Origin of the sequence: Falsiroseomonas stagni DSM 19981, from assembly GCF_900114315.1 — a bacterium.
Taxonomy (GTDB): Bacteria; Pseudomonadota; Alphaproteobacteria; order Acetobacterales; family Acetobacteraceae; genus Falsiroseomonas; species Falsiroseomonas stagni.
In genome coordinates, this window is the sequence record NZ_FOSQ01000003.1 from 263,577 (window position 1) to 289,998 (window position 26,422).

The window sequence follows — 26,422 nt, forward strand, 5'->3', positions numbered from 1 at the left end:
GAGTGCAATCGGTTGCCCCGGTCATTCCGCGGTTCAGATCGGGTCGCGCGTCGGCCCCGTGCCGCCGGTGGCGTCATCGGCGGCGCCCGCGCCACCCACGACCGGCTTGTCGCCCATCCGCTGCCCGCCGCCGCGCCCGGCTTCCGCCGCGCCGAGCATGGTGCGCTGGCCCTGGGTCGCTCCGGTCATGGCGGGGTTCATGGCCGGGTTCATCGCATGGTCCAGCCCCTCCGCCTGCCAGGCGCGCCTGGCCTGGGCCGCGGGCATCGAAAGCCGCACCGTCCCCGCCGCGACCGAGGCGATGCTCTCGCCCGGGACGTAGTGGTGCTGCCCGCTGCCGTCCCGCGCCAGCTTGATCCGGTCGCCCTCGAGGTGATCGACCGTGCCGATTTCCTCCCCATCGCTGCCGAGGACCTTCATGTGTTCCTGCACCTGGTGCAGCGGGCCGTGATGCGTCATCGCGTTACCTCCTGGGCGCCCATGGGGGCGCCTGGACTGGAACGGGACACGCCCGGCCCGGTTGCCGGTTGACGCGAAAGCGCCACGGGCCGAGAGGCGAGGGATGAGCGACGATCCCCGCCGATACGCCCCCGCCACGCTGCGCAACCGCGACCCCATCCTGGCGGAACTCCGCCGCCTGCTGCCGCCGCGCGGCCTGGTGCTGGAAGTCGCCAGCGGCACCGGCGAGCACGTCGCGCATTTCGCCGCCGCGCTGCCGGCGCTGGACTGGCAGCCCACGGACCTCGACCCCGACAACCGCGCCAGCATCGCCGCCTGGTGCGACGGGCTGTGCCATGTGCGGGACCCGATCGCGATGGATGCCAGCGCTTCATGGCCGGTTCCCGCCGCCGATGCCGTGCTCTGCATCAACATGATCCACATCGCCCCCTGGGCGGCGACGGAGGGGCTGATGGAGGGCGCCGCCCGCGCCCTGCCGTCGGGCGCGCCCCTCATCCTCTACGGCCCCTATCGCCGGCAGGGCGTGCCGACCGCGCCGAGCAACGAGGAATTCGACGCCAGCCTGCGCGCCCGCGACCCCGCCTGGGGCCTCCGCCAACTGGAGGATGTGGCCGCGCTGGCCGCCGCGCGGGGATTCGGCCCGGCGGAGGTCACGGCCATGCCCGCCAACAACCTGATCGTCGTGTTCCGGCGGGCATGACCCTGCCCGAGGGCATTCCGCTCGCGGCGCTGGTCGTGGCCTCGCTGGCGAGCGGCATCGCCCGGGGTTTCTCCGGCTTCGGCGCCGCGCTGGTCTTCATGCCGATGGCTGCCTTCGCGGTCGGGCCGCGCCTGGCCGCGCCGCTGCTGCTGGTGATCGATTTCCTGCCGATGATCCTGCTGCTGCGCGGCGCCTGGCCGCTGGCGGACAAGGCGGAGGTCGGCTGGCTCAGCCTCGGCGTGCTGCTGGGGCTGCCGATCGGCATCGCGGCACTGGCGCTGGCCGATCCGCTGGCGCTGCGCTGGCTGGTGGCGGGGGTGATCCTGGCGCTGCTGGTGCTGGCGGCCTCCGGCCTGCGCTTTCCGGCCACGCCGCATCGGGGGGCCGCGGTCGGCGTCGGATCGGTGGCGGGGGTGCTGGCCGGGGTTGCGCTGGTGCCGGGGCCGCCGGTGATGGCCTGGCTGCTGGGGCGGCATCTGCCGCCGGCGCAGCTGCGGGCGGTGTTCAACCTGTTCCTGGCGGCCAGCGGCTTCCTGACCGCGGCCGGCTTCGCCATCGCGGGCCTGTTCAGCGCCGCGCTGCTCGGTCCGCTGCTGGTGGCGGCGCCGACCTATGCGGCGGGCACCTGGATCGGCACGCGCCTCTTCACCGTCATGTCGCCGGTCGTCTTCCGCCGCGCCTGCTACGCGATGATCGCGGCCTCCGCCCTGCTGTCGCTGCCGCTGCTCGATCCTTATCTGCGCTGAAACGCGAAGGGGCCCGCCGTCGCCGGCGGGCCCCTTCGTCAGTGCAAGGCGGGGCCGGTCAGACCTGGCGCTCGGCCAGCATCTTCTTGATCTCGCCGATCGCCTGGCCGGGGTTCAGCCCCTTCGGGCAGGTCCGGGCGCAGTTCATGATGGTGTGGCAGCGATAAAGCTTGAACGGGTCCTCCAGCGCATCCAGCCGCTCGCCCGTCGCCTCGTCGCGGCTGTCCGCGATCCAGCGATAGGCCTGCAGCAGCACGGCCGGGCCGAGGTAGCGGTCCCCGTTCCACCAGTAGGAGGGGCAGGCCGTGGAGCAGCAGAAGCACAGGATGCATTCCCACAGCCCGTCGAGCTTGGCGCGCTCCTCCTTGCTCTGGAGGCGCTCGCCATCCGGCGGCGGGGGGGTGTCGGCCTTCAGCCAGGGCTCCACGCTGCGGAGCTGCGCGTAGATCTGGGACAGGTCGGGCACCAGGTCCTTCACCACCGGCATGTGCGGCAGCGGGTGGATGCGGACCTCGCCCTTCACATCCTCGATCGGCTTCAGGCAGGCCAGCGTGTTCAGCCCGTCGATGTTCATCGAGCAGGAGCCGCAGATGCCTTCCCGGCAGGACCGGCGGAAGGTCAGCGTGGTGTCGACCTCGTTCTTGATCTTGATGAGGGCATCAAGAACCATCGGCCCGCAGGCGTCGAGGTCGATGTCGTAGGTATCCGTGCGCGGGTTCTCCCCGTCATCCGGATTCCAGCGATAGATCTTGAAGCTGCGCACCTTCTTCGCGCCATGCGGCGCGGGATAGTGCTTGCCCTTCGAGATCGTCGAATTCTTCGGCAGCGTGAACGTCGCCATGATCCATCGGGCTCCTAGTACACGCGGGCCTTGGGGGGGAAGACCTGCACTTCATTGGTCAGGGTGCGCATCTTCACGTCGCGGTAGTCGAGCTTGACGTTCCGCTTGTCGTCCACCCAGGCGAGGGTGTGCTTCATCCAGTTCTGGTCGTCGCGGTCGGGGAAATCCTCATGCGCATGCGCGCCGCGGCTTTCCTTGCGGGCATCGGCGCCGACCACGGTGGTCAGCGCGTTGCCGATCAGATTGTCCAGTTCCAGCGCTTCCAGCAGGTCGCTGTTCCAGATCAGGCTGCGGTCGGCGATCTTGATGTCCTCGTAGCCCGCCGCGACCTTGTTCATCTTCTTCACACCCTCGGCCAGCAGTTCCGTGGTGCGGAACACCGCCGCGTGCTCCTGCATCGTCCGCTGCATCTGCAGGCGGACGTCGGAGACGGTGGAAGACCCCTTGGTGTGGCGGATCTTGTCGAAGCGGGCGAAGGAGGCTTCGCCCGCGCCCGGCGGCAGCGGCGCCTGGGTCGCGCCCGGCTTGATCGTCTCCGCCGCCCGGTGCGCCGCGGCGCGCCCGAAGACGACGAGGTCCAGCAGCGAATTGGTGCCGAGGCGGTTGGCGCCATGGACGGAGACGCAGGCGGCCTCGCCCACCGCCATGAGGCCGCGCACCACGCGATCCTGGTCACCCGGCGTCGGGTTCAGGACCTCGGTGTGGATGTTCGTGGGGATGCCGCCCATGTTGTAGTGGACGGTGGGGAGCATCGGGATCGGCTCCTTCGTCACATCCACGCCGGCGAAGATTTTTGCCGTTTCGGAAATGCCCGGAAGGCGCTCGTGGAGAAGATCGGCGCCGAGGTGTTCCAGGTGCAGGTGGATGTGGTCCTTCAGCGGGCCGACGCCGCGGCCTTCCCGGATCTCCACCGACATGGCGCGGGAGACGACGTCGCGGGACGCCAGGTCCTTTGCTGTCGGCGCGTAGCGCTCCATGAAGCGCTCGCCTTCGGAGTTGGTGAGGTACCCGCCCTCGCCGCGCGCGCCTTCCGTCACCAGGCAGCCGGAGCCGTAGATGCCGGTCGGGTGGAACTGGACGAATTCATTGTCCTGCAGCGGCAGGCCGGCGCGCAGCGCCATGCCGCCACCATCGCCCGTGCAGGTATGGGCGGAGGTGCAGGAGAAATAGGCGCGGCCATAGCCGCCCGTCGCCAGCACCACGGACTGGGCGCGGAAGCGGTGCAGGGACCCGTCCTCCAGGCACCAGGCCGTCACGCCGCGGCACACGCCCTCATCATCCATGATGAGGTCGAGGGCGATGTATTCGACGAAGAACTCGCAATTGGCCTTCAGCGCCTGCTGGTACAGCGTGTGCAGGATGGCGTGGCCGGTGCGGTCCGCGGCGGCGCAGGCGCGCATCGCGGGCGTCTTGCCGTAATCCTGCATGTGGCCGCCGAAGGGGCGCTGGTAGATCTTGCCATCCTCGGTGCGGCTGAAGGGCACGCCGAAATGCTCAAGCTCGATGATCGCGGGAATGGCTTCCCGGCACATGTATTCGATCGCGTCCTGGTCACCCAGCCAGTCCGACCCCTTCACGGTGTCGTACATGTGCCAGCGCCAGTCATCCTCGCCCATGTTGCCGAGGGCGGCGCCGACGCCGCCCTGCGCCGCCACCGTGTGGCTCCGCGTCGGGAAGACCTTGGTGATGCAGGCGGTCTTGAGGCCGGAGGCCCCCATGCCGAAGGTGGCGCGAAGCCCCGCGCCGCCGGCGCCGACCACGACCACGTCATAGGTATGATCGACGATGCGGTAGGCACCGTTGCCGATCGAGGGCTTCGAGATGGCGTTCATCAGCTGTGCCGTCCATTCATCAGGCGGGGCCCCGTAGCCCGCGCCACCAGATCATCAACTAGGCGCGGCGTGTCAGACCGCAATGCGCAGAACGGCCAGCGCGGCCGCCAGCGCCAGCAGCGTGCAGGCGAACTTCACCGCGAGCACGGCGGCCATCTTGCGGCCCTCCGGCTTCACATAATCCTCGATCACCACCTGCAGCCCGGCCGCGATGTGGTGGAAGGTCAGGCCGATCAGGGCCAGCAGCAGCACCGCGTTCAGCGGATGCCCGATCCAGGCCTGCGCCACATGATGCGGCATGCCGGCGGAGGTCGCGAGCGAGGCGATGAACCAGATTGTCAGCGGCAGCAGCGCGATGGAGGTGACGCGCTGCCCCCACCAATGCGCGACGCCGGACTTGGCGGAACCGGCCCCCCGCACGCGGCCGAGCGGCGTGCGAAGCTGGGCCTGGCGGGGGGATTCGCCCGTGGAATGCGACATCTTGCCTTACCTCACCAGGACATCAGCAGCGCGAGCCAGGTAGCCGCCGTCAGCACGCCCGTGCCGACCAGCACCGCACGGCCCGTCTTGTAGACGGTCGGGATGTCATAGCCCCAGCCCGCATCCCACAGCAGGTGGCGAACCCCCGCCAGGGTGTGGAACCAGGCCGCGCCCGTCAGCCCCATCAGGAACAGGATGCCGATGAAGGAACCAAGGAACCATTGAACCGTGGCGAAAGCCTCCGGCCCCGATGCCGCGGCCACCAGCCACCAGACCATCACAGCCGCGCCCACGGACCAGATCACGCCCGTGATGCGATGGCTGATCGACAGCGCGCTCGTCATCTGCAGCATGTCATAGACCTGCAGATGCGGCGACAACGGGCGGCGCACCGGCGTGCCATCCGACCGGCGACCGACCATGGTCGCCTCCCGCGAATCCTGCATTATCGACATGCGGCGCCCGCTCCTCATGGCACGCCCGGCGTCGAGGCTGGGCGCGCGCTCACCTGTGGATGCTTTTATGGTGCACCGCGCCATAGCGTCAACGCGGTGCAACATGGACAGGCGTCCATCTGACAAATCGTGCATGAAGGCGACAGGAATGATATCCTATTGCCATGCGCAAGCCCGAGCCCCGCACGCTGCCGCGCTTCGCCCCCCGCCGCCCGGTCGCGCCTGGGACCGCCCCTGGGACCGCCCCTGGGGCCGCCCCTGGGGCCGCCCCCGGCCCGGAGGCGCCCGCACGCCACCCGCGCCCTCGCCTCGCCCGCGCGCTGGAGGTGCTGCACAAGCTGCTGACGGGTGGTGCGGCGCTTGGCGCCATCCTCCGGCTGCTCTTCTGAACCGGCCGGAACCCCCCTTCCTTGCCGCCGCCGGAAGGCCCGCCTACCGTCTTGTTGATGGAGACGCCACGACGCCGCGGCAAGCGGGCAACAGGCAGGGTAGCGGTGCTCGGGGCGGGCATCACGGGCTGCTCGACCGCGCTGTTCATGGCGCGGCAGGGCTACAGCGTGACGCTGTTCGACCAGGCGCGTCAGCCCTTCGAGGGATCGAGCGGCTGGAACGACGGCAAGCTCCATCTCGGCTATCTCTACGCCGCCGATCCCAGCCTGGGCACCGCGCGGCAGCTGCTGACGGGCGGCCTGCTGTTCAAGGACATCGTGGAGGAGCTGCTCGGCGGCTCCATCGCCGGCGCCACCACGCCGCGGGACGAGATCTTCCTGCTGCATCGCGATTCGGTCGTCCAGCAGCAGGGGATCGAGGCCTATTTCCGCCGGGTCTCCGACCTGGTCCGCAGCCATCCCGATGCCGGCCGCTACTGGGACGACGCCGCCCGCCGCGGCGCCACGCCGCTGACGGCGGCGGAGGCCGCGCAGACCGCGCCGGAGGGCGGCGCCATCCTCGGCGCCTGGCGCCTGCCGGAGCGCAGCGTCTCCTCCCGCTGGATTGCGCGGCGCTACATCGCCGCACTCGCCGCCGAACCGAAGATCGAGCTCCGCACCGGCAGGCGCGTGCTGGGCGTCCGGCCGGAGGGGGAGGCGGGGCTGGAGGGCAGCCTCGATGGCCCCTTCCGGGTCGAGACCGATGCCGGCACGGACGGCCCCTTCACCATTGTGGTGAACGCGCTGTGGGAAGGCCGCTGCGTGATCGACCAGGGAATCGGCCTTGGGCCCCTGCCGGAAGTGACCCACCGCTATCGCTACGCGCTGTTCGTCCACACCGCCCGGCCCGTGGCGCAGGACAACGCCCTGATCGGGACGGGCCCCTTCGGCGATGTGAAGGCCTATGGCGACCGGGATTTCTACCTGTCCTGGTATCCCGCGGGCCTGGTGGCGGAAGGCCGCGACCCCGCGCCGCCGCCCGTGCCGGCGATGGATGAGGCCGCGCGCCAGGCCCTCGCCCACCGCATCCTGGACGGCCTGGCCGAACACCTGCCGGCGGTGCGCCGCGTGGCCGATGGCGCGGCGCATATGGACGTCCAGGGCATCTGGGTCGTCGCCCCGGGCAGCGGCCCCCTGCACGACCCCGCCGCCGGGCTCCATCGCCGCGACCGCTTCGGCATCCGCCGCACCGGCCGCTACATCTCCGTCGACAGTGGCAAGTTCAGCACCGCGCCCTGGATGGCGCGCGAAGTGGCGGCGATGTTCCGGGGGGGGTAGGGGGCGCCTGCTCCTCCAGCCGCTTCAGTCGTCGAGCAGCTTCCGCGCCACCAGTTCCTCGGCGATCTGCACCGCGTTCAGGGCCGATCCCTTGCGGAGGTTGTCCGTGACGCACCAGAAGGCGAGGCCGTGCGGCACCGTCAGGTCGCGGCGCAGGCGGCTGACATAGACCGTGTCCTCGCCCGCGATCTCGGCCGCGGTGGCGTAGCCGCCATCCTCCCGCCGATCCAGGATGATGACCCCCGGCGCGTCCCGCAGCGCGGCCCGTGCCTGCGCCTCGCTCACCGGGCGTTCGAAGGCCACGTGCACGGCCTCCGCATGGCCGATGAAGACCGGCACGCGCACGCAGGTCGCCATCACCGCGATGTCGGGGTCGAGGATCTTCCGCGCTTCCGCCGCGAGCGCCCATTCCTCCCGCGTCGCGCCGTCATCCATGAAGTCGCCGATATGGGGGATGCAGTTGAAGGCGATCTGCTTCGGGAACTGCTCGCCCGGCGGGGTCTCGTTCACATAGACGCCGCGGGTCTGGGTCCAGAGCTCGTCCATCCCCTCCCGCCCGCCATTGGAGGCGGACTGCCCGCCATCGGAGACGGATTGGTAGGTGGAGACGACGACGCGCCTGGCCTTGCCGATATCGTGCAGCGGCTTGAGGGCGACCAGCATCTGGATGGTGGCGCCGGTGGGGTTGCCGATGATCCGCCGCTTGCTGAAGCGGGTGATGGCGTTCGCGTTCACCTCCGGGATCACCAGCGGCACGTCGGCTTCCATGCGGAAGGCGCTGCTGCAGTCGATCACGACGCAGCCCTGGCCCGCGGCGCGCGGCGCGTGCACCTGGCTGACCGCCGCGCCGGCGGCGAAGAAGGCGATGTCGGTGTCGGAGAAGTCGTAGCTTTCCAGGCTGCGGACCTTCAGCACCTCATCCTCGCCGAAGGATACTTCCTGCCCGCCGCCGCGCCCGGCGGACAGCGCCACGGCCGCATCCACCGGAAAGGACCGTTCCGCCATCGTCTTGAGGATTTCCCGCCCCACCGCGCCGGTGGCGCCGACGACCGCGACCTTCATGCCCATGCTGCGGCTCCTGCCTGGAAGGGGAGGGGCGGCTTAGGCGGTTAAGCCGGAGGGGGCAAGCAGAGACCCCCTCCGGCCGGTCGGGTCACAGCGCCCGTACCGCCCGCAGGAACCCGTCCGTCTTGGCGCGCAGCAGTTCCGCCTGGCTGGCCAGCGCGCCGCTGTCGTCGCGCACCGCGCTGGCGGCGCCGCCGGTGGCGTTGGCCGCGCCGCGGATGCCCTCGATCCCGGATGCGACCGTCTGGGTGGCTTCCGCGACCTGTGCCGCGCTGCGGGCGATTTCCTGCGTGGCCGCACCCTGCTGTTCCACGGCGGCCGCGATGGCGGTCGCGATCTCGCTGGTGCGTTCCACGGTCGTGCCGATGCCGCGGATGGCGGCCACGGCCCGGCTGGTGGCCTGCTGCATCTGGCCGATCTGCTGGCCGATCTCCTCCGTCGCGCGGGCGGTCTGCCCGGCCAGCGTCTTCACCTCGCTCGCCACCACGGCGAAGCCCTTGCCGGCGTCGCCGGCGCGCGCGGCCTCGATCGTCGCATTCAGGGCCAGCAGGTTGGTCTGGCCGGCGATGTCGCCGATCAGCCGCACCACGTCCCCGATGCGGGCCGCCGCTTCGGACAGGCCCTGCACGGTGGTGTCGGTGGCGCGGGTCTCCGCCACGGCCTGGCTCGCCACGCTGGCGGCTTCCGAGACCTGGCGGGAGATCTCGGTGACCGAGGCCGCCATCTCCTCCGCTGCCGCCGCGACGGCCTGCACATCCGCCTGCGCGCGCCCGCCCGCCGCGGCCACGGCCGCCGCCTGGGTGCCGGATGTCTCGGCCGAGGCGCTGAGCCCGACCGCGGATTGCCGCAGGCGCTGCGCGCTTTCCGCCACCGCGCCGACGACCTGGCCGACCTCCGTCTCGAAGGTATCGGCCAGGCGAACCTTTTCCGTCGCCACGCTCCAGCACAGCATCGTGGCGGTATAGGCGCCGGCCGCGTCGCGGATGGCGGAGATGCGGAGTTCCAGCACCTCCTCCCCCATCTTGATGCGGGCGGTGTGCGGCAGGCGGGCCGGGTCGGACAGGATCGCGCGCTGGTGGCCGGGGTTCTTGTGGAAGATGTCGATGGACTGGCCGATCATCTCATCCGCCGCGCAGGGCATCATTGCCGCCAGCTTGTCCACCAGTTTCCGCGTCTCCGCGTTCATGTAGGTCATGCGGAAATCGTTGTTGGGGTCCGCGGACATCACCGCGGTCGGCAGCTGTTCGATCATCTGCTGCTGGGCGAAGGCCCGGCCGGTGGTCACGCGCAGCGTCTCCAGCGCCTCCGCGATCGAGCCGATCTCGTCGCTGCGGCCGCGATGCGGCACGGCGATGGTCGCGTCGCCATCGGCGATCCGGCGCATCACGCCGGACAGGCGGCGTAGCGGCGTGCCGATCAGGCGGGACAGCAGCAGGCCGGACAGGATCAGCACCACCGCGATGGCCAGCCCGGCCCAGATCGTGCCCTGGCGGGCGGCCTCGGCCTCCTCCGCCACGGCGGCGCGCTGCGCGGCGGAAATGCGCAGCGCCGCTTCCGTCACGGCGCCGATCGTCTCCCGCATCGCCGCGCGGGCGGGCTCCACCTGTTCGCGACGGGTCTTCGCGATCTCCTCGCCCGCCACCAGCACCTTGTTCGAGGCCTCGCCCACGGCGATGGCGCGGTCCATCAGGCGGTTGATGTCGTCCTTCACGCGGGGCGGCGCTTCGATGGACGCCAGGCCGCGGCCATGCACGCGGCCCTGCGCGATCCCGCGGCGGATGCGGCGGACCTGCGCTTCCTCCCCGGTCGCCAGCAGGCGCTGGATGCCCAGCCGCGTATCGTTCACCGCGGCGTGCACCGTCATCAGGCGCTGGCGGGCATCCTCCTGCTGGTCGGCCGGCACGTCGAAGCCGATTGCTGCCGCCACCGCCTCGAACAGGCTGTCATAGTCGCTGCTGCGCGGGAAAAGCTCATTGTCCCGGGCCTGGATCATCTGCAGCCGCAGTTGCGAGACGCGTTCCAGCGCCTGGCCGTAGCTGGCCGCCGCCCCATCCAGCCGCTGGATCGCCGCCGTCATCTCTGGCCGGTTGAGCCGCTGCCCGGCTTCCCGCACCACGCTGCGCCCCTGCTCCAGCGCGGTCGCGATCCGCTGCCAGGCCGGCGCCTGTTCGGCCTCCAGGTGCAGCAGCAGCAGGTCGCGCTCCAGTACCGCCACCTCGCGCAGCGCGTCGGCACCCTCCTCCAGCCGGTCCATCGCCGCCTCGGTCTCCGCCGAGGCCGCCTGTTCCGCGATGATGCCGGTGGTGGCGCGCCACACCAGGCCGGTCAGCACGGCCAGCATCGCCAGGGTGAGCAGGGCCGAGGCCGCGAGCTTCCTGCCCACGGTGAAATCCGGGATGAGTCGCATTATTTTCGAGCTTCCGGGCAGAGTTTCGCCGGGAAAATCTCAGACCCATCTTGCCGGACAGTGAATGACGGGCAGTTGTGACTGCCCGCCTCACGGTTGTGTGAGTCGGGCTGGCCTCAGCCCTGCACCAGGCTGTCCGGCACCGCGTGGCCGGCTTCGCGCAGGTAGCGCGCCGCGCCGGGGTGGAAGGGCAGGAAGGTGTTCTTCGTCCAGTTCTCCGCCAGCGTCTCCGACGCCGCGGCGATGGCCTGGCGGAATCGGGCATTCTGGCCCAGCACCGACTTCGTGATCTCATAGGCCAGGTCGTCGGAAAGGCTGCGGTGGCTGATCGCGAAATTGTACATGCCGACGATGTTCAGCGGCTTTTCCTGCTTCCGGTAGGTGCCCATCGGCAGCGTGCCCGGCGACAGTTCCGGGAATTGAGTCGTCAGGCGCCGCACTTCATCCGCCGTGAAATCCAGGTAGTTCACATCGGCCTGCACCTCGATCTCGCTGAAGGCCGGCACCGGCACGCCGGAGGCGAAGAGGAAGCAATCCAGCAGCCCGTCCTGGATCTGCCCCACCAGGTCGGACGCCGAGCCGTAGCGCACCGCGGAAGGCCGCACCCCCAGCGTGTTCAGGATCTGCGGGTAGTAGGTGCCCGGCGTGCCGCCGCGCGGGCCGACGCCGACGGAACGCCCGCCGAGCTGCGCATGCCCCGTGATCCCGCTGCGCTTCAGAGCGATGCCATGGAAGGGCGTGTCGTACATCGGGAACAGCGCGCGAATGTCGCGGAAGCGGTTGCCCTGGGTCCAGTCGCCCTGGCCGTTCCAGGCCTGCAGCGCGACGCCCATCGTCACCATCCCCAGCTCCACCTCCCGCCGGTTCACCAGGATGATGTTCTGGTTCGGTCCCTGCGTGGTGCGGTAGGAAATCGCGACGCCCGTCGCCTCCTGCGCCATCTGCCCCCAGGCCGGGCCATAGAGTGCGTAGGTCCCCCCCGGCGCCGCCGTGCCCATCGTCAGCGCCCGCGGCCAGGATGCGTTGCGCGGCTGGGCCAGGGCGGGGCTGGCGAGCCAGGACGCCGTCAGGCCGAAGGCCGGGGCGGCAAGAATATGGCGGCGACGCATGACGCTTCCTCCGTTTGTTGCTTGTATCCCGCCCGCATTACAGCCGGAACATCCGCCGGGGCAAGCCCAAGGGGCTTGCGCGCAAGGGGGCTTGCGGGGACTCGGCCGCCGGCCACATGCCGTGGCAATGCTGCACCTGCTGAAACTCTGCGTCGGCCCGAAGGAGGTGGCGGAACTCGCCGCCAACCAGGCGCGCCGCGCTGCGCTCGACCCGCCGCTGCGCCACCAGACGCGCATGGTGCCGAAGCGTGCGGCGGAATTGCTGGATGGCGGGTCGCTCTACTGGGTGGTCGCCGGCTTCATCCGCGTGCGCCAGCGGATCCTGGATGTGCGGGAGGAACGCTGGGACGACGGTTCCGCCTGCGCCGGCCTGGTGCTGGAGCCGGAACTGGTGCTGGTGGAGCCGCGGCCGCAGAAGCCCTTCCAGGGCTGGCGCTACCTGGAACCGGCCGCCGCGCCCCCGGATGCGCCGCGTGGCGGCGTGGCGGCGACGGGGCTGGAAGCCCTGCCGCCCGCGCTCCGCCGCGAACTCCAGGCGCTCTGCCTCATCTGACGAGACAGCGGGTGAAGGACACCCGCCAAACGTCTTGGATTACGTGGATTTCAGTTGCGCCCCATCCTGCCGTGAGGGGCGTGGGTGCACCCTGCGGGTCACTCGAAGGCGTTTCCCCCCGGGCGCCAGCGACGCCAGCCCCATGTCCCGGATTCAGGAACGCACCCATGCGCATGTCCCTTCGCCTCCTGCTCGCCGCCGCCGCCATCAGCGCGCCGGTGCTGCTGACGGCCCCCGCCAGCGCCAACAGCCCCATCGCCCCCAACGGCACGCCGTATGAGGAAGTGGCCGCGGCCCGTGACGGCCAGCCGCAGACCCGCGCCCAGCGCCGCCAGCGCCGCGAAGCCGCGGCCGCCCGCCGCCACCGCAACGCCCAGCGCGCCGCCGCGCGCCGCGCCCGCCCGGCCCAGACCCCGGCCGGCCAGGGCTGAGCCGCCTCTGACGGGCTGACATTTCGGCGCCCCGCCACAGGGGCGCCCGCTTTCGGCGCTGGCCATTTCCCGGCAGGCCATCGCCGACGAGGCCGATCTGGTGGAGACCCCAGGCCCTTGCGGCCTTCGGCCCCCGCCCGGGGTCGGCCCCTTCGGGCCGGTCGCAGCAATGCGACCGGCCCTTTCTTTTGCCCACCCTTGGCCGCCACACCCGATCCGCGCCACCATCGCCGCCTTGCAGGAGATGCGCGTGCCGATCACCCGCCGGGATGCCCTGACCACCGCCGCGTCGCTTCTGCCGGGACTCGCCGCCGCGCAGGGCACGCTGCCCCGCGTGGTCATGAACGATGCCAGCCGCCTGAACCCCACCCCCGTCGCCCGGCACTGGCGCCCCGCCACCGATCGCGCCGGGCAGTGGCACGAATCGCTCCGCGCCGAACTCCGCGAAGCCGCGGCTGCCCGCCGCCCCGTCGTGGTCGGCGCCGCCCGCCATTCCATGGGCGGGCAATCCCTGGCGCGGGACGGCACCGGCATCACGCTGACGGCGCCCTGGTTCGAGCTGGACCGCGCCAACGGCCTCGCCCGTGTCTCCGCCGGTGCCACCTGGTCGGAGATCATCGCCTGGCTGGACCCGCAGGGCCTGTCCCCCAAGGTCATGCAGTCCAACGCCGATTTCGGCGCGGCCGCCACCTTCAGCGTCAACGCCCATGGCTGGCCGGTACCGCATGGCCCCTTCGCCAGCACCGTCCGGTCCTGCCGCGTCATGCTGGCGGATGGCACCATCCTGGAGTGTTCGCGGGACCGGAACGCGGAGCTGTTCGGCCTCATGGCCGGGGGCTACGGGCTGTTCGGCGTGATCCTCGATCTCGATATCGAGGTCACGCCCAACCTGATGCTGCGCCCCTATGCCCAGCTCCTGCCCGGCGCGGATTTCGCCGATGCCTTCATGCCGCTGGTGGCGCGCGATCCCACCGTCTCCATGGCCTATGGCCGCCTGTCCGTGGCGCGGGAGACGCTGTTCGACGATTCGATTCTGACGGTCTATCGCGCCGCCGCGCCGCAGCCCGTGCCCCTGCCGCCGGCGGCCACCCACGGCGCCATGACCGGCATCTCCAACACCATCTACCGCCAGCAGATCGGCAGCGAGACGGCGAAGCGCCTGCGCTGGGTGGCGGAAACCCGCCTGGTGCCCGCCATCGGCACCGGCCTCGCCACCCGCAACACGCTGATGAACGAACCCGTCTCCAACCTGGCGAATACGGCGCGGCGCCGCACCGACATCCTGCACGAATACTTCGTGCCGCCCGACCGCTTCCGGGATTTCCGCCAGGCCTGCCGGGACATCATCCCGCCGGCCGCCACGGAATTCATCAACGTGACACTGCGCTATGTCGGCACGGACGACACCAGCGTGCTCTGCTACGCGCCAGCCCCGCGCATCGCGGCGGTGATGTCCTTCTCCCAGGACATCTCGGCGGAGGGAGAGGCCGACATGCTGGTGATGACGGAGGCGCTGGTGGAGCGCGTCATCGCCCTCGGCGGCGCCTTCTACCTGCCCTATCGCCTGCATGCGCGGCGGGACCAGATGCACCGCGCCTATCCCCGCGCGGCCTTCTTCGCCGATCGCAAGCGGCACTACGACCCCGGCCTGCTGTTCCGCCACGCGCTGTGGGACGGCTATCTTGCGTAGCGTACCGACGAAGATCGTTCCTTCCATGCGGCCGCCGAAGGCGGCCGAGGCTGCGAATGCAGCCCGCCGGAAGTCCGGCGAGCCAAGCCGGCGGAGCCGGCGCGTCGCGCCGGAGGCGCGCCTACGGCCCCTCACGTCTGAGGGCAAGTCAAGATGAACCCGCGCCTCGCCGCATCCCTGCTGGCCGCCGCGCTGTTCTTCGCGGCCATCACCAACTACGTGCCCGCCTTCGTCGATGCGGAAGGCCGGGTCTTCGGGCTCTTCCGGCTCGACATCTACAAGGATGCGCTGCACCTCGCCTCCGCCCTCTGGGCGCTGGCGGCCGTGCTGCTCGGCCGCGCGGCCTCGGTCTCCTTCCTCCGCCTCTTCGGCACGCTCTATTTCCTCGACGGTATCTGCGGCGTGCTGACGGGGGCGAGCTTCCTCGACCTCAGCCTCTTCATCCACGGCATCGCCCGCGACATGCCCTGGATGATCAGCATCCTTTCCAGCGTGCCGCATCTGCTGCTCGGCGGCTTCGGGATGGCGACGGGATGGCTGGGCGCGCGCCGCGGATGAGGCGCCGGCCCTGGAGTCGGTTGGGGCGCTGGGCGCGGCGCCTCGCGCTCGTGCTGCTGCCCGTGCTGCTGCTGGCCGCCGCCCCCGTGGTGGTCGTGGAACGCGCCTGCCTGGCGGAGGAAGCGGACCGCGCGCCGCCCCCGCCCCGCTACGACCTCGGCGGTGCCGAATGGCGCCGCGCCGCCGGCGACAGCTTCCTCACCTACCCCGAATGGTTCATCGTCCATGCCTATGAGGACATGGCCGGCGTCGCGCGCCAGGCCTCCGAATCGGATTTCGACTACCTGGCCTCCATCGCCGGCTTCTGGCGCAGCCTCTGCCAGGCGACGCGGGAGGCCGGGCGCACCGGCGCGATGACGGCGGACCAGGCCACCACCAACCACGTCATCGGCATCAGCTTCACCGCGGAGATGGCGGTGATCGGCGCCTATGAACGCACGATCGGCGCGCTGACCGCCTGGATGCGCGGCCCCCGCCGCACGCCGGAGGATGAATTCGCGCTTCGCGTGGCGGAGGATTACGCGACCTTCCTCCGCCAGGTGCCCTGGTACGAATACCCCTTCGGCACGGAGCTTTCCCGCCTCTGGCAGGAAACGCCCTTCGGCGAGGTCAGCGTGCTGCGCAGCGCGGAACGCCGCCTCTGGCTCAGCGCGCTCTATGGCGGGCGGGCGATCTATGCGGAGGCGATCGGCGCCCTGGCCGGCGTGGCGCCGGCGGCGCTGCGCATCCGCAGCGTCATCGCGGGTGGCGATCCCGAGTCCGACCCGCGCATCACGGTGCTGCACCGGTTCGAGGATGGCGCCACCCTCATCGAGACCCCCCGCTATCGCGCCCTGACGGACATCCTGGCCGGCATCGCAGGGCGGGGCGGGGAGGTGCGGGAGATCGCGGGCAATCCGCGCATTCTCGTCACCGTGCTGGCGCCGGCGGGCGTGGCCCTGCCGGGCGAGCCCGTCTTCGCCCTGCCCATCCAGTCCCGCCCGGGCTGGCGGCGCCTCGGCCTGGATGTCGAGGTTCCGGCCCTGGCGCGGCTGATGCGCGACGCCGCGGTGGCCGGCGCCACCTTCGAACACGCCTATGACTATTGACGGCACCCTCCGCCTGCTGCGCGGCGCGGCGCTCGCCCTGGCGGCCTGGTTCGGCGGCATGGCCGCGCTGGCGCTGGTGGTGAACCCGCCCGGCGCCATCGCCTTCGGGCCTTCCGCCGCGCTGGCCCGGGCGGTGGGGGCGACCGATGCGGCGCTGCTGGAATCCGGGACCGGCTTCGTGCTGCTGCGGGACGAGGCGCCGGGACTGCCGGGGCGGCTCTATGCGAATGGGGCGTGGTTCGTGTGGCCGGCGCTGCCGAAGGGGTGCCTGCGGCCTTGATGGGGAAGGCGCTGCCTTCCCCATACCCCATCCGCCAGGAGGCAGAGCCTCCTGGACCATCGTCAATCATCTCCCGGTCCAGGGTCCGGCTGGACCGTGGCGGGGGTGCAGGGGGCAGCGCCCCCTGCAGTCTACGCCTGCGGCTCCGCCGCCGCCCCCGCCACAACCCGCTTCGGCTCATCCTGCGCCCCCAGCAGCGCCAGCAGCCCTTCCAGCAGTTGCGCCGGTGCCGGCGGGCAGCCCGGGATCACCAGGTCCACCGGCAGCACCGGCGTCACCCCGCCCTCCACCGCGTAGCTGCCCTTGAAGACGCCGCCATCCGCCGCGCAATCGCCGACGGCCACCACCCAGCAGGGCTCCGGCGTGCAGGCGCGGGTGCGTTCCAGCGCCTCCCGCATGTTGCGCGTCACCGGCCCCGTCACCAGCAGCACATCGGCATGGCGGGGGGAGGCGACGAAGCGCAGCCCGAAGCGCTCCAGGTCATAGAGCACGCCAGCCAGCGCATTCACCTCCAGCTCGCAGCCATTGCAGGACCCCGCATCGACCTGGCGGATGGAGAGGCTGCGGCCGAGCCTGGCGCGCGCCGTTGCCTCCACCCGCGCGGCCAGCGCCTCCACGACCTCATCGGGCGGGGGCGTCGCGGGTTCGGTCAGGGGCCTGCCGACCAGCCCCTGGGCGAGTCGGGGCCAGAGCAGGCGGCGGAAGGTCTTCATGCCGTGCGTGCCATCCGAAGCAGGTCGTTGCCCTCGGGATCGCGCAGCAGCAGTTCCGTGCCCGGCGGCACGCGCTCCACGATCCAGCCGATCTCGTCCAGCGCATGGGCGCGGTCGCTATAGGCCCAGTGCTCCAGCACGCCGCGGCCCGGCCCCGGCTTGAACAGGGTGACGGTGAACTGGCCCGTGGCGCCGCGGGCGGCGCTGGCCTTGCTGTGGGCGCGACCGCTCATCCGCCGAACACAGCGGAAGCGCCGGCGCCTGTCACCCGAAACCTCCGCGATGTCACAGGTCCCTCTCCGCGATCTTCACAGATCGACCCCGCTGTAGGAGCAGTTGAAGGATTTGTTGCAGAGCGGGAAATCGGCGACGATGTTGCCCTCGATAGCCGCTTCCAGCAGCGGCCATTGCAGCCAGGACGGGTCGCGCGGGAAGACGGCGCGGATCAGCCCGCCATCATCCAGCGCCATCCAAGTGACGATCTCGCCCCGGAACCCCTCGACCACGGCGATGCCCTCGCCGCCCTTCTGCGGCAGCGATTGGTGGATCTCCCCGCCGGGCGCCGCCGCCAGCGCCTCCCGCACCAGGGCGATGGAATCGGACAGTTCCGCGATCCGCACGCGCACCCGCGCATCCACGTCGCCCTCGGTCCGGATGGCGGCCTCGGGCACCAGCGATTCGTAGGGTGCGTGGGGCAGGGCGATGCGCGCATCGAAGCCGCGGCCGGAGGCCCGCCCCACATACCCCCCCGCCGCGAAGGCGGCCGCCAGCGCCGGCTTCAGGAAGCCCGTGCCCACCACCCGGTCCTGCAGGCTGGCATGGCTGTCATAGATGGAGACCAGCGCCGGCATTTCCGCCTCCACCGCCGCCAGCGCGGCGAGGATCGCCTCCGTGCCGCCCGGCAGCATCTCCATCGCCAGCCCGCCCGGGATGACGCGGTCCATCAGCAGGCGGTGGCCGAAGGCGGCGGCGTTCGCGCGCAGCACGCCTTCCCGCAGCAGGCCGCAGCGGGCATGGGGATAGGCGAAGGCCGCGTCGTTGCAGATGAAGCCCCAGTCACCCAGGTGGTTGGCGATCCGCTCCAGCTCCAGCATCGCCAGCCGCAGCCACACCGCGCGCGGCGGCGGCGTGGCGCCCGTCGCGGCTTCGGCGGCAAGCGCGAAGGCCAGCGCATGGGCCACGGTGGTATCGCCGGACAGGCGCGCGGCGTAGCGCGCGGCGGCGCGGGGGGACTTGCCCGTCATCAGCCCGATCGTGCCCTTGTGGGTGTAGCCGAGCCGCTGTTCGAGCCGGACCACCACCTCCCCCTGCACGGTGAAGCGGAAATGCCCGGGCTCGATGATCCCGGCATGGACGGGGCCGACGGGAATCTGATGCCAGCCCTCGCCCTCGATGGGCAGGAATTCCGGCTGCTCCGCCGGCAGGGTGCGCCGCGCGGGCCGGGCGGCGTTCGGCCCCGTCACCGGCCAGCGCCCATGGTCCAGCCAGGGGCGGAGATCGACGCCGCCTTCCGCGCTGTAGGACCAGAGGTCGCGGATCATCCGCTCGAACCGCACCGCGCCGGGGCGGGCGGGGGAGAGGGCGGGGTAGCGCCCGTCCTGCACCGGCGTCGTCGCCAGCAGCAGCGTGTTCCCGGCCTCATCCAGGAAGGCCGCATGGACGAAGCCCGGCTCCGCCCAGAAGGACAGCAGGGCGAGGCTCGGTTCCGTCCGCAGCGCATCGCGCAGATCGCCGAAGGCCGCCGGTGCCAGCAGGTAGCGTTCGAAGGGCGCGCATCCCTGCGCCGCGCCGCGCCGGATCCAGGCGGAGGCCGCGCCGCTCATCCCACCATCCTCGCGCCGTCCCGCAGCAGCGCGGCCAGCCCGGCCGGCGCGGCCAGTGCCAGCAGCGCCGCCAGCACCAGGTGCAGCCAGGTGGGGATGCTGGCCCATAGCAGGCCGCCGGGCAGGGCGAAGGCGCCCTCCGCCGGGCGATCGGGCGTCGGCTCCCCCAGGCACAGCCGCTGCATCGCCGTCACCAGCGCGCCCCCCGCCACCAGCAGCCCGAGCCCCAATGGCAGCAGCAGCCAGGGCTGCGATGCCGCCGTTGCCACCACCATGGAGAATTCGGACAGGAACAGCGTGAAGGGCGGCAGCCCCGCCAGCGCCGCCATCGCCAGCGCCAGCGCCCAGCCCAGCCCCGGATGGCTGGTGGCGAGCCCGCCGATATCGGCGATCTTCTGGCTGCCCTTCAGATGCGCCGCAGCCCCCACCGCGAAGAAGGCCGCGGACTTCACCAGCGAATGCCCCAGCATGTGCAGCAGCCCCGCCAGGCTGGCCGCCGGCCCGCCGATGCCGAAGGCGAAGGTCGCCAGGCCCATATGCTCGATGCTGGACCAGGCCAGCAGCCGCCGCGCATCCCGCCGCCGCCACAGGGCGAAGGCGGCCAGCAGCAGGGACAGCAGCCCGAAGGCCACCAGCAGCGGCCCCGGCGGCAGCGCGCCGGGATGCGCGCCGACGATCGCCTTGGCCCGCAGCACCGCGAACAGCGCCGCGTTCAGCAGCAGCCCGGACAGCACGGCGTTGATCGGCAGCGGGCCCTCGGCTTCCGCATCCGGCAGCCAGGAATGCAGCGGCGCCAGCCCCGCCTTGGTGCCGTAGCCCACCAGCAGGAAGACGAAGGCCAGCGACAGCACGCCGGGATCGCAGCGCGACGCCACCGCCACCAGCGCGCCCCAGGACAGGCCGGGATCACCCGTCCCCACCACCGGCTGCGCCGCCAGGTACAGCAGGATCGTGCCGAACAGGGCGAGTGCGATGCCGACGCCGCAGAGGATGAAGAACTTCCACGCCGCCTCCACCGCCGCGGCCGTGCCATGCACCGCCACCATCAGGACGGAGGCGAGGGTCGCGATCTCGATCGCCACCCACATGACGCCGAGATTGTCCGACAGCAGCGCCAGGTATTGCGCGCCCATGAAGACCTGGAAGGCCGCGTGATAGGCCCGCGCGCGCAGATCGTCGAAGCGCTCCGCCGCCACCGTGGCGAAGGAAAAGCAGGCGGTGGTCAGCCCGATGACGGCGCCGACCAGCACGAAGGGCAGGTTCAGCGCATCCGTCCGCGTCCAGCCCTGCTGCCCGAACTCCTCCCCCATCACCACCAGCGCCAGCACCAGGCTGGCGGCGGCAACGCCGACATTGACCGCCGCCGGCAGGCGGCCCCGCTGGCCATCCCCATGGGGCATCAGCGCCAGCACCACGGCGCCGCCCCAGGGCAGGAAGACGATCAGCCAGGGCAGGTGCAATTCCATCACCCCCCCCGCAGCCGGTCGAGGAGGGAGGTGTCCAGGGTCTCCAGCCGGTCCCGGATCTGGAAGACGACGACGCCGGCGACGACGGCCACCATCAGCACCAGCGCGGCGGTCGACAGTTCCACCACCAGCGGCATGCCCGTCACGCCGACGGCGGCCAGGATCAGCCCGTTCTCCAGGCTCATCAGCCCGATCACCTGGCTGATCGCGTTGCGCCGCGTGATCATCATCAGCATGCCGAGCAGCACGACGGAGAGTGCCAGCGCCATGTCCTCCCGCGTCAGGGCCTGCGCCTGGCCGGCGGTGATGGGCAGGATGACGAGGACGGAAAGCCCCACCAGCGCCACCGCGGCCACCAGCGATGCGCCGACGCCCAGCGCCGTCTCCACCGTGCGATGCAGGCCAAGCCGCCCGAGCAGCAGCCGCAGCGCCAGCGGGATGGCGACGGCCTTGGCGACGAAGGCGATGGCGGCCGTCACATAGAGCCCCGCCGCCCCCTGGATGTAGCCCTGCCACGCCGCCGCCGCCGCCAGCAGCGCGCCCTGCACCGCGAAGGCGCTGATCACCGCATCCAGCCGCCGCTGGTACAGCAGCACGAAGGACAGCAGCAGCACCCCGCCGCCGAGGAGATGCGCCACGTCATAGGCGGGCGTGCCGAAGCTCATGCCCCGCCCCTCATGCGAGACTCGTGGAAACGAACAGCAGCAGCGCGCCCAGCAGCCCCAGCAGCAGCGCGGCGCCGAGGAATTCAGGCACCCGGAAGACGCGCATCTTGGCGATGGCGCTTTCGAACACCGCCAGCGCCAGGCACAGCACGCCCATCTTGGCGATCCAGGCCAGCAGCCCGACCACCCAGCCCAGCGGCGCCCAGCCCGGGGCCGCGGTGCCGAAGGGGAAGAAGATGGCGGCCAGCAGCGCGAACCACAGCGTCAGCCGCATCGCCGCCGCCGCATCCCACAGCGCCAAATGGCGGCCGGAGGCTTCCAGGATCATCGCCTCATGCACCATGGTGAGTTCGAGGTGGGTGGCCGGGTTGTCCACCGGGATGCGCGCATTCTCCGCCACCGCCACCGCCAGCAGCGCCACCAGGGCGAGGCCGAGCGAGACGCGCAGGCCGAGCGTGCCTTCCTGGAACGTCATGGCGATGGCGTCGAGCCCCGTGGTCCCCGCCAGGATGGCGAAGGACATCACCGCCAGCAGCAGCGCCGGTTCCGCCAGCGCCGCGAAGGACATTTCACGGCTTGCGCCAAGCCCGCCGAAGGCGGTGCCGACATCGAGGCCCGCCAGCGCCATGCAAACCCGCCCCAGCGCCAGCAGCCCGGCGATGACGATCAGGTCGCCAAGCCCCGCCAAGGCCATGCCATGGGCGAAGGAGGGCACCAGCGCCGCGGCCGCCAGCGCGGCGGCGGCGCCGACATAGGGCGCGCCCCGGCTGATCCAGCTCGCATTCTCCGCCAGCACCGGCCGCTTGCGCAGCAGCTTGAGAAAATCCCGCAACGGCTGCAGCGGGCTGGCGCCGACGCGCCCCATCATCCGCGCCTTCAGCCAGCGCACCACGCCCACCACCAGCGGCGCCGCCACCAGCAGCAGCGCCAGGTGGATCGCCTGGGTCAGCACGCCCATGACGGCCGTCATCACCGGGCCTCCAGCCAGGCGATCAGCGCCAGCAGCGCCACCAGCGTGCCGAAGGGCAGCATCAGGCACTGGGCGAGGGTCAAATCCCGCAGCCTCTCCACCTGCGCGGAGATCGCATCCCGCAGCCGCGCCACCGGCGCCAGCACCAGCGCATCCGACGGATCGGCGAAGCCGGCCTCGATCCGCGCCGGGGCGGGGTCGCCGGGCGGGGGCATGGCCACCCGCGCATGCGCCGCCAGCAGCGGCGTGCCGAGGATCTGCCGCAGCGGCTGGCCGAACCCCGCGGCGCTGGGCTGGGTCACCGGGTCGCCGCAGACCAGGTGCTGGGGCGGCGCCATGAAGCCGCCATCCCAGGCCGGGCTGCGCGCCACGCCGGCGGGCGTGCGCCGCCGCACCGCGTACCAGATGCCCGCGCCCAGCACCGCCAGCAGCGCCGCGATGCCGATCGGCAGGTAGGCGCCGGCGCCATCGCCCACCACCACCCCGGCAAGGGTCGCGCGTTCCGTCACATCCTGCCGCACCAGCCGTTGCAGGGCGCCCTCCGCCAGCGCCAGCATCGGCCCCGGCAGCAGGCCGAACAGCACGGTCAGTCCCGCCGGCAGCAGCAGCGCGACCCGCGCGGGCCAGGGCCCATCCTCCGCCCCCGCCGCGCGGGGCGTGCGCGGGCGGCCCAGGAACACCAGGCCGAACAGCCGCACCATCGCCGCCGTGGCGAGCGCAGCCGACAGCGCCGCCAGCGCCGCCACCCCCAGCGCCAGCACCTGGAAGCCGAGGTCACCCACCCGCCAGGCCGAGAGCAGCGCCTGCAGCAGCAGCCATTCGCTGGCGAAGCCCGACAGCGGCGGCAGGCTGGCCGCCGCCCCCACCCCCACCAGCATGGCCGCCGCCGTCCAGGGCATCCCCTGGATCAGCCCCCCCAGCCGATCGAGGCGACGGGATGCGGCGCCGACCTGCACCTCCCCCATGCCGAGGAAGAGCAGCGTCTTGAACAGCCCGTGATTGAGGATGTGCAGCAGCGCCGCCCCCGCCGCCAGCCCCGCCAGCGCGCCCAGATCCGCGCCCCGGAAGGCGCAGGCCAGGCCGAGGCCGATGACGATCAGCCCCACATTCTCCACGGAGGAACAGGCCAGCAGCGTCTTCCCGTCCTCCTCCACATTGGCGCGCAGCGAACCGATCACGGCGGAGGCCGCGCCCATCACCAGCAGCGGCACGCCCCACCAGATCGGCTGCGCCGGGCCGCAGAGGTCGAGCAGCAGCCGCGCCAGCAGATAGACCGCGACCTTGGTCATGGCGCCCGACATCAGCGCGGTGACATGGCTGGGCGCGGCCGGATAGGCGATGGGCAGCCAGGCATGCAGCGGCACGAGCCCCGCCTTGGCACCGGCACCCACCATCACCAGCAGCAGGATCACCGCGGCGCGCGGCCCTTCCGGCGGCATGGCGCGGATCGCCGCGAAGCTGACATCGCCGCCCGGCGCCGCCAGCAGCCCGATGGCGGGCACCAGGCAGATGCCCGACAGGATGGCGAAGACCAGGTAGAGCCTGGCCGCGCTGCGGTTCTCCCCCTGGTCATGATCCGCAGCCACCAGCACCCAGGAAGCGAGGGACATCGCCTCGAACCCCAGCAGCAGGGTGAAGCCGTCGGCGGCCAGCAGGGTCAGCGCCATGGCCGCCAGGAACAGTGGATAGGCGGCCAGCACCCGCACCGGCGCCTGGTTGGCATGGGACAGGGCGAACAGCGCCGAACAGGCGCCGACCAGCCCCAGCAGCATCAGGAACCAGGCCGACAGCCCATCGAGCGCCAGCAGCAGCGGCGCGAAGCTGCCCGGCATCAGCGGCCGGGGCGCGACCGGCCCGCCCAGCAGCGCCCCCAGCCCGCAGGCCGCGAAGACCAGCGCCGCCAGCAGCGCCCCCCCATGCACGATCATGCCGACCGGCAGCCGCCGCCCGCCCGCCGGCATCTGCGCCGCCAGCACCGGCACCACGGCCAGCACCACCAGCAGAGCCAGCGTGAGGGAGAGCGCCGTCAGCACGGCAGGCGGGCGAAGCGCATCACGGCCGCGACGATACGCAGCCCGGCGGCGGGACAGAAGGGGGAGGGTGGTTCATGGACATCTCGCAACGGTCCTGCCCCGTCCTGGTTCCTTCCCGGGAAAGTCCCCTTGGCCTCGGGGGACCACCGGCGCTAGATGACGCCACTCGGCGCCCCCGGCGCCCAACCCATCGAAATCCAGGGAGTGCGCCCGTCTCCATGGGCCCCTTGCTCGCCTTCAGTCGCGCGGTCGATGCCATGAACACCGCCTTCGGCCGCCTGGCCGATTGGCTGGTGCTGCTCGCCTGCCTCATCAGCGCCGGCAATGCCTTCGCGCGCTACGGCTTCTCCTCCGGCTCCAACGCCTGGCTGGAGGTGCAGTGGTACTTCTTCGCCGGCGTCGTGATGCTGGGCGCCGCCTATACTTTGTTCCGGAACGAACATGTGCGCGTGGACCTGATCTACGGCTCGATCAGCGAAAGGGCGCGGCTGTGGGTGGATGTGGTCGGCATCGCGCTGTTCCTGCTGCCCGCCATGGTGCTGCTGGCCTGGATGACCTGGCCCTTCTTCGTGGAGAGCTGGATGCGGGCGGAGACCTCCTCCTCCCCCGGCGGCCTCATCCGCTGGCCGGTGAAGCTGCTGCTGCCGCTGGGCTTCGCGCTGATGGCGGTGCAGGGGCTGTCGGAGCTGGTGAAGCGCGTGGCGCTGCTGCGCGGCATCCGGCTGGAAGACGGCCGCATCCACGCCAGCTACGCCCGGCCCGAGCAGTAGGCCCGGGATGGAAAGACGTTTTCTTTTTTCGGCCGCCAAGGGCGGCCCGCGCACAGCGCTCGCTTCTGGCCCGATTCCACGGCGCGTCGGCGCGCAAGGCAAGGCCGCGGATGCGGCCGCCCGCCACTTGAGGGCACGATGAACATCTTCTCCTTCATCGCATCGATCCCGCATGAGGACCTGATGCCCCCGCTGATGTTCGCGGGGCTCATCGTCTTCCTGCTCATCGGCTTCCCGGCCGCCTTCTCCCTCGCGGCCGTCGGCCTGTTCTTCGGCTTCATCTCGGTCGCGCTGGGCTTCTTCCCGGAAGCCTGGATGTTCAACCTGCCGCTCCGCATCTTCAACATCCTGTCGAACGACCTGCTGCTGGCGATCCCCTTCTTCACGCTGATGGGCGCCATCCTGGAACGCTGCGGCCTGGCGGAGGACCTGCTGGAAGGCACCGGGCAGCTCTTCGGCAAGGTGCCGGGCGGGCTCGCCTATGCGGTCATCCTCGTGGGCGCGATCCTCGGCGCCATCACGGGCACGGTCGCGGCCAGCGTCATCGCCATGGGCATGATCAGCCTGCCCATCATGATGCGCACGGGCTACGACATGCGCATCGCGACCGGCGTCATCGCGGCATCCGGCACCATCACGCAGGTCATTCCGCCCTCCCTCGTGCTGATCGTGCTGGGCGACCAGCTCGGCCAGAGCGTCGGCGACATGTATGCCGGCGCCATCGGCCCCTCCCTCCTCCAGCTCGCGCTGTTCATCGCCTTCATCGCGCTGGTCAGCATCTTCGCGCCCCACAAGGTGCCGCCTTTGCCGGATGATCTGCTGGAGCCGCGGACCTGGCGCCTCTGGTGGCGCGTGCTGAAGGGCATGGTGCCGAGCGTCGTGCTGATCTTCATGGTGCTCGGCACGATCTTCATGGGCCTCGCCACGCCGACGGAAGCCGGCGCCATGGGCGTGGTCGGCGCCATCGCGCTGGCCGCCATCAACCGGCGCCTGACGCGGCCGCTGGTGCGCGAAGCCATGGGCACCACCATGCGCATCACCAGCATGGTCATCTTCATCCTGATCGGCGCCACCGTCTTCTCCCTGGTGTTCCAGGGCGTCGATGGCGGCATCTGGATCGAGCACCTGCTGGCGCAGCTGCCGGGCGGCCAGACCGGCTTCCTGATCTTCGTCAACATCTTCATCTTCTTCCTGGCCTTCTTCCTCGACTTCTTCGAGATCGCCTTCATCGTCATCCCGTTGTTGGCTCCCGTCGCCAAGAATCTGGGCATCGACCTGGTGTGGTTCGGCGTCCTCATCTGCATCAACCTGCAGACCAGCTTCATGCACCCGCCCTTCGGCTTCGCGCTGTTCTACCTGCGCGGCATCGCGCCGAAATCGGTGCTGACGCGGGACATCTACTGGGGCGCGGTGCCCTGGCTCGGCCTGCAACTCATCCTCGTCGCCATCGTGATCTTCTGGCCGGAAAGCGTGACCTACTGGCTGGACCGCGCGCCGCGGCAGGACCCGAGCACGGTCATCATCGACCTGCCGCCGCCCCCTGCGCAGCCGGACATGCCGGCGGTGCCGATCTTCCAGTAGG

At 71.3% G+C, this 26,422-nt stretch carries 27 protein-coding genes; 12 read left to right on the plus strand and 15 right to left on the minus strand.

The features are described from left to right. Window positions 1–33 precede the first annotated feature (33 nt). Entirely contained in the window at window positions 34–459 is a 426-nt protein-coding gene (locus BM041_RS11480) for a DUF2171 domain-containing protein (protein ID WP_175533877.1), read from the minus strand. Between the two features lie 103 nt (window positions 460–562). Here BM041_RS11480 and BM041_RS11485 point away from each other — a divergent pair, with 103 nt between their 5' ends. Both BM041_RS11485 and BM041_RS11490 read left to right on the plus strand, forming a co-directional pair. Further along, entirely contained in the window at window positions 563–1,159 is a 597-nt protein-coding gene (locus tag BM041_RS11485) for a DUF938 domain-containing protein (protein WP_092959480.1), read from the plus strand. Next, window positions 1,156–1,905, plus strand: coding sequence for a sulfite exporter TauE/SafE family protein (locus BM041_RS11490; RefSeq protein ID WP_092959482.1), 750 nt, complete (start codon window positions 1,156–1,158; stop codon window positions 1,903–1,905). Before BM041_RS11485 ends, BM041_RS11490 begins: the two co-directional genes overlap by 4 nt. Window positions 1,906–1,963: 58 nt before the next feature. Here BM041_RS11490 and BM041_RS11495 read toward each other — a convergent pair whose 3' ends face one another. The 4 genes from BM041_RS11495 to sdhC all read right to left on the minus strand — a co-directional run bounded on the left by BM041_RS11495 (window position 1,964) and on the right by sdhC (window position 5,513). Next, window positions 1,964–2,746 (minus strand): succinate dehydrogenase iron-sulfur subunit, encoded by a 783-nt coding sequence (locus tag BM041_RS11495; protein WP_092959484.1) that lies wholly within the window; start codon window positions 2,744–2,746, stop codon window positions 1,964–1,966. 14 nt (window positions 2,747–2,760) lie between these two features. Beyond that, window positions 2,761–4,578, minus strand: a complete 1,818-nt coding sequence (gene sdhA, locus BM041_RS11500) for a succinate dehydrogenase flavoprotein subunit (RefSeq protein ID WP_092959486.1) — start codon at window positions 4,576–4,578, stop codon at window positions 2,761–2,763. Between the two features lie 72 nt (window positions 4,579–4,650). Beyond that, the gene (gene sdhD, locus BM041_RS11505) at window positions 4,651–5,058 is read right to left on the minus strand and encodes a succinate dehydrogenase, hydrophobic membrane anchor protein (RefSeq protein WP_092959488.1); all 408 of its coding nucleotides are present in this window, start codon (window positions 5,056–5,058) and stop codon (window positions 4,651–4,653) included. Window positions 5,059–5,069: 11 nt separating this feature from the next. Beyond that, window positions 5,070–5,513: a succinate dehydrogenase, cytochrome b556 subunit gene (gene sdhC / locus BM041_RS11510; RefSeq protein ID WP_092959489.1), complete on the minus strand. Its 444-nt coding sequence runs from the start codon at window positions 5,511–5,513 to the stop codon at window positions 5,070–5,072. A 164-nt stretch (window positions 5,514–5,677) separates the two neighbouring features. Between sdhC and BM041_RS11515 the strand changes: the two genes are divergently transcribed. Together BM041_RS11515 and BM041_RS11520 are read left to right on the plus strand one after the other, a co-directional pair. Beyond that, window positions 5,678–5,902, plus strand: a complete 225-nt coding sequence (locus BM041_RS11515; RefSeq protein ID WP_092959491.1) for a hypothetical protein — start codon at window positions 5,678–5,680, stop codon at window positions 5,900–5,902. A 105-nt stretch (window positions 5,903–6,007) separates the two neighbouring features. After that, window positions 6,008–7,219 (plus strand): FAD-dependent oxidoreductase, encoded by a 1,212-nt coding sequence (locus BM041_RS11520; protein WP_175533878.1) that lies wholly within the window; start codon window positions 6,008–6,010, stop codon window positions 7,217–7,219. 24 nt (window positions 7,220–7,243) lie between these two features. On the opposite strand, the gene BM041_RS11525 is transcribed toward BM041_RS11520, so the two are convergent. The 3 genes from BM041_RS11525 to BM041_RS11535 form a co-directional block, all read right to left on the minus strand. After that, window positions 7,244–8,287, minus strand: a complete 1,044-nt coding sequence (locus tag BM041_RS11525) for an aspartate-semialdehyde dehydrogenase (RefSeq protein WP_092959495.1) — start codon at window positions 8,285–8,287, stop codon at window positions 7,244–7,246. Window positions 8,288–8,372: 85 nt separating this feature from the next. After that, window positions 8,373–10,691 carry a methyl-accepting chemotaxis protein gene (locus BM041_RS30540; protein WP_092959497.1) on the minus strand — a complete coding sequence of 773 codons (2,319 nt, stop codon included), beginning with the start codon at window positions 10,689–10,691 and terminating at the stop codon, window positions 8,373–8,375. A 116-nt stretch (window positions 10,692–10,807) separates the two neighbouring features. Next, window positions 10,808–11,800, minus strand: a complete 993-nt coding sequence (locus tag BM041_RS11535; RefSeq protein WP_092959499.1) for a TAXI family TRAP transporter solute-binding subunit — start codon at window positions 11,798–11,800, stop codon at window positions 10,808–10,810. A 127-nt stretch (window positions 11,801–11,927) separates the two neighbouring features. Here BM041_RS11535 and BM041_RS11540 point away from each other — a divergent pair, with 127 nt between their 5' ends. The 6 genes from BM041_RS11540 to BM041_RS11565 all read left to right on the plus strand — a co-directional run bounded on the left by BM041_RS11540 (window position 11,928) and on the right by BM041_RS11565 (window position 16,400). Further along, the gene (locus tag BM041_RS11540; RefSeq protein ID WP_092959501.1) at window positions 11,928–12,353 is read left to right on the plus strand and encodes a DUF1489 family protein; all 426 of its coding nucleotides are present in this window, start codon (window positions 11,928–11,930) and stop codon (window positions 12,351–12,353) included. Between the two features lie 173 nt (window positions 12,354–12,526). Further along, window positions 12,527–12,784, plus strand: coding sequence for a hypothetical protein (locus BM041_RS11545; RefSeq protein ID WP_139226030.1), 258 nt, complete (start codon window positions 12,527–12,529; stop codon window positions 12,782–12,784). Window positions 12,785–13,034: 250 nt separating this feature from the next. Continuing rightward, window positions 13,035–14,474, plus strand: coding sequence for an FAD-binding oxidoreductase (locus BM041_RS11550; protein WP_217648691.1), 1,440 nt, complete (start codon window positions 13,035–13,037; stop codon window positions 14,472–14,474). Window positions 14,475–14,627: 153 nt separating this feature from the next. Beyond that, window positions 14,628–15,032 (plus strand): hypothetical protein, encoded by a 405-nt coding sequence (locus tag BM041_RS11555; RefSeq protein ID WP_092959505.1) that lies wholly within the window; start codon window positions 14,628–14,630, stop codon window positions 15,030–15,032. 50 nt (window positions 15,033–15,082) lie between these two features. Continuing rightward, complete coding sequence (locus BM041_RS11560; RefSeq protein WP_217648692.1) at window positions 15,083–16,120, plus strand: hypothetical protein; 1,038 nt, start codon at window positions 15,083–15,085, stop codon at window positions 16,118–16,120. Continuing rightward, on the plus strand, window positions 16,110–16,400 hold the full coding sequence (locus BM041_RS11565; RefSeq protein ID WP_092959509.1) for a hypothetical protein: 291 nt from the start codon (window positions 16,110–16,112) through the stop codon (window positions 16,398–16,400). Before BM041_RS11560 ends, BM041_RS11565 begins: the two co-directional genes overlap by 11 nt. Window positions 16,401–16,531: 131 nt before the next feature. Here BM041_RS11565 and BM041_RS11570 read toward each other — a convergent pair whose 3' ends face one another. From BM041_RS11570 to BM041_RS11600, 7 genes are all read right to left on the minus strand, one after another. Beyond that, window positions 16,532–17,113, minus strand: a complete 582-nt coding sequence (locus BM041_RS11570; protein ID WP_092959511.1) for an NADH-quinone oxidoreductase subunit B family protein — start codon at window positions 17,111–17,113, stop codon at window positions 16,532–16,534. Further along, complete coding sequence (locus BM041_RS11575; RefSeq protein WP_092959513.1) at window positions 17,110–17,346, minus strand: hypothetical protein; 237 nt, start codon at window positions 17,344–17,346, stop codon at window positions 17,110–17,112. Before BM041_RS11575 ends, BM041_RS11570 begins: the two co-directional genes overlap by 4 nt. 75 nt (window positions 17,347–17,421) lie before the next feature. Beyond that, entirely contained in the window at window positions 17,422–18,936 is a 1,515-nt protein-coding gene (locus BM041_RS11580) for a hydrogenase large subunit (RefSeq protein ID WP_092959515.1), read from the minus strand. Next, window positions 18,933–20,402 carry a proton-conducting transporter transmembrane domain-containing protein gene (locus BM041_RS11585; protein WP_217648693.1) on the minus strand — a complete coding sequence of 490 codons (1,470 nt, stop codon included), beginning with the start codon at window positions 20,400–20,402 and terminating at the stop codon, window positions 18,933–18,935. The genes BM041_RS11580 and BM041_RS11585 overlap by 4 nt, the downstream gene beginning before the upstream one ends. Beyond that, window positions 20,402–21,067, minus strand: a complete 666-nt coding sequence (locus BM041_RS11590) for a hydrogenase-4 component E (RefSeq protein ID WP_092959517.1) — start codon at window positions 21,065–21,067, stop codon at window positions 20,402–20,404. Before BM041_RS11590 ends, BM041_RS11585 begins: the two co-directional genes overlap by 1 nt. 10 nt (window positions 21,068–21,077) lie before the next feature. Next, window positions 21,078–22,037 (minus strand): respiratory chain complex I subunit 1 family protein, encoded by a 960-nt coding sequence (locus BM041_RS11595; RefSeq protein ID WP_092959519.1) that lies wholly within the window; start codon window positions 22,035–22,037, stop codon window positions 21,078–21,080. Next, window positions 22,037–24,070 carry a proton-conducting transporter transmembrane domain-containing protein gene (locus BM041_RS11600; protein ID WP_092959521.1) on the minus strand — a complete coding sequence of 678 codons (2,034 nt, stop codon included), beginning with the start codon at window positions 24,068–24,070 and terminating at the stop codon, window positions 22,037–22,039. Before BM041_RS11600 ends, BM041_RS11595 begins: the two co-directional genes overlap by 1 nt. Before the next feature lie 218 nt (window positions 24,071–24,288). Between BM041_RS11600 and BM041_RS11605 the strand changes: the two genes are divergently transcribed. Further along, window positions 24,289–24,840 carry a TRAP transporter small permease subunit gene (locus BM041_RS11605; protein WP_092959523.1) on the plus strand — a complete coding sequence of 184 codons (552 nt, stop codon included), beginning with the start codon at window positions 24,289–24,291 and terminating at the stop codon, window positions 24,838–24,840. 138 nt (window positions 24,841–24,978) lie between these two features. Further along, entirely contained in the window at window positions 24,979–26,421 is a 1,443-nt protein-coding gene (locus BM041_RS11610; RefSeq protein WP_092959525.1) for a TRAP transporter large permease, read from the plus strand. Window position 26,422 lies beyond the last annotated feature (1 nt).

Bases quoted from the DNA above. Each gene is read 5' to 3' on its own strand.
- BM041_RS11540 (WP_092959501.1), top strand. From the start codon at position 11,928: ATGCTGCACCTGCTGAAACTCTGCGTCGGCCCGAAGGAGGTGGCGGAA.
- BM041_RS11575 (WP_092959513.1), bottom strand. From the start codon at position 17,346: ATGAGCGGTCGCGCCCACAGCAAGGCCAGCGCCGCCCGCGGCGCCACG.
- BM041_RS11495 (WP_092959484.1), bottom strand. From the start codon at position 2,746: ATGGCGACGTTCACGCTGCCGAAGAATTCGACGATCTCGAAGGGCAAG.
- BM041_RS11490 (WP_092959482.1), top strand. From the start codon at position 1,156: ATGACCCTGCCCGAGGGCATTCCGCTCGCGGCGCTGGTCGTGGCCTCG.
- sdhA (WP_092959486.1), bottom strand. From the start codon at position 4,578: ATGAACGCCATCTCGAAGCCCTCGATCGGCAACGGTGCCTACCGCATC.
- sdhC (WP_092959489.1), bottom strand. From the start codon at position 5,513: ATGTCGATAATGCAGGATTCGCGGGAGGCGACCATGGTCGGTCGCCGG.
- BM041_RS30540 (WP_092959497.1), bottom strand. From the start codon at position 10,691: ATGCGACTCATCCCGGATTTCACCGTGGGCAGGAAGCTCGCGGCCTCG.
- BM041_RS11590 (WP_092959517.1), bottom strand. From the start codon at position 21,067: ATGAGCTTCGGCACGCCCGCCTATGACGTGGCGCATCTCCTCGGCGGC.
- BM041_RS11570 (WP_092959511.1), bottom strand. From the start codon at position 17,113: ATGAAGACCTTCCGCCGCCTGCTCTGGCCCCGACTCGCCCAGGGGCTG.
- BM041_RS11585 (WP_217648693.1), bottom strand. From the start codon at position 20,402: ATGGAATTGCACCTGCCCTGGCTGATCGTCTTCCTGCCCTGGGGCGGC.
- BM041_RS11580 (WP_092959515.1), bottom strand. From the start codon at position 18,936: ATGAGCGGCGCGGCCTCCGCCTGGATCCGGCGCGGCGCGGCGCAGGGA.
- BM041_RS11555 (WP_092959505.1), top strand. From the start codon at position 14,628: ATGAACCCGCGCCTCGCCGCATCCCTGCTGGCCGCCGCGCTGTTCTTC.
- BM041_RS11545 (WP_139226030.1), top strand. From the start codon at position 12,527: ATGTCCCTTCGCCTCCTGCTCGCCGCCGCCGCCATCAGCGCGCCGGTG.
- BM041_RS11595 (WP_092959519.1), bottom strand. From the start codon at position 22,037: ATGACGGCCGTCATGGGCGTGCTGACCCAGGCGATCCACCTGGCGCTG.
- sdhD (WP_092959488.1), bottom strand. From the start codon at position 5,058: ATGTCGCATTCCACGGGCGAATCCCCCCGCCAGGCCCAGCTTCGCACG.
- BM041_RS11605 (WP_092959523.1), top strand. From the start codon at position 24,289: ATGGGCCCCTTGCTCGCCTTCAGTCGCGCGGTCGATGCCATGAACACC.
- BM041_RS11610 (WP_092959525.1), top strand. From the start codon at position 24,979: ATGAACATCTTCTCCTTCATCGCATCGATCCCGCATGAGGACCTGATG.
- BM041_RS11515 (WP_092959491.1), top strand. From the start codon at position 5,678: ATGCGCAAGCCCGAGCCCCGCACGCTGCCGCGCTTCGCCCCCCGCCGC.
- BM041_RS11535 (WP_092959499.1), bottom strand. From the start codon at position 11,800: ATGCGTCGCCGCCATATTCTTGCCGCCCCGGCCTTCGGCCTGACGGCG.
- BM041_RS11485 (WP_092959480.1), top strand. From the start codon at position 563: ATGAGCGACGATCCCCGCCGATACGCCCCCGCCACGCTGCGCAACCGC.
- BM041_RS11480 (WP_175533877.1), bottom strand. From the start codon at position 459: ATGACGCATCACGGCCCGCTGCACCAGGTGCAGGAACACATGAAGGTC.
- BM041_RS11565 (WP_092959509.1), top strand. From the start codon at position 16,110: ATGACTATTGACGGCACCCTCCGCCTGCTGCGCGGCGCGGCGCTCGCC.
- BM041_RS11525 (WP_092959495.1), bottom strand. From the start codon at position 8,287: ATGGGCATGAAGGTCGCGGTCGTCGGCGCCACCGGCGCGGTGGGGCGG.